Below are 830 nucleotides of genomic sequence, written 5' to 3'. Positions count from 1 at the left end.
AAACACATTCTTCGCCAGATCGAGCCCGACCGTGATAATCTCCGACATGACCGCCTCCCAAAGTGGATTGTTGCGATCCCACCATGGCACACAGATGCCGTCGGGGGGCGGTTACACCATCAACGCCCCGCCGCTGCAATGACCGCACGGATGAAGCTGCCTGACATCGAGGAGAGGGGCAAACCAAAGCGCCGTCCCATCCCGGACCACATTCCCCGGATGGAGGTGGAACTGACGCCCGGGGCCGATGCATGTGCTGATTGCGGTGGCCGCCTGCGCCGGATCGGGGAAGATGTCACCGAGGAACTGGAGTATGTGCCGGGCCGCTTCATCGTGAACCGCATCGTCCGTCCCCGGCTGACCTGCGCCTGCTGCGAGCGCTTCGTCCAGGCCCCGCTGCCCTCGCGCCCGATCGAGCGTGGCCGTCCGGGGCCGGGACTGCTGGCGCATGTTCTGGTCAGCAAATATGCGGATCACCTGCCTCTCTATCGCCAGAACTCCGAAACCATCGGGTTCCGACCGGAGCTGAAACACCTGCGGCAACAGCGGCTTCTTCGCTGGACAGCCCCGCTGAAATCTCCCGCCAGAACCGGCACAGATGCTCACGCTGCCAGACTGGCGGTCGACCTGGCGAGGATAATTTGCGTCGCGTCGAGCGCTCCGACTTCCGTCTTCCCGTCATCATCAACACCTCCAAAATCAGGGTGTTGCGACGACCGGTTGAATCCGCCCAGTATCTGTCGATCAAATACACCGAGCGACTGGCCGAAGCGGGCATCGAGCCCTCTGTCGGCAGCGTTGGCGACAGTTATGACAATGCGCTGGCCGAG

The 830-nt window shown here is 62.8% G+C and carries 2 pseudogenes; one reads left to right on the top strand and one right to left on the bottom strand.

The annotated features are described in order from the left end of the window. Positions 1 to 204: 204 nt before the first annotated feature. A pseudogene (locus tag D2T30_RS22920) lies at positions 205 to 495 on the top strand (IS66 family transposase zinc-finger binding domain-containing protein); the annotation flags it as partial. Here D2T30_RS22920 and D2T30_RS24350 read toward each other — a convergent pair. Further along, positions 491 to 685: pseudogene (locus D2T30_RS24350) on the bottom strand (IS30 family transposase); the annotation flags it as partial. The pseudogenes D2T30_RS22920 and D2T30_RS24350 overlap by 5 nt on opposite strands. Between the last annotated feature and the right edge of the window lie 145 nt (positions 686 to 830).

The organism is Paenirhodobacter populi (genome assembly GCF_004022215.1).
GTDB classification, from domain to species: Bacteria; Pseudomonadota; Alphaproteobacteria; order Rhodobacterales; family Rhodobacteraceae; genus Rhodobacter; species Rhodobacter populi.
This window is presented reverse-complemented; position numbering and strand designations above follow the sequence as displayed.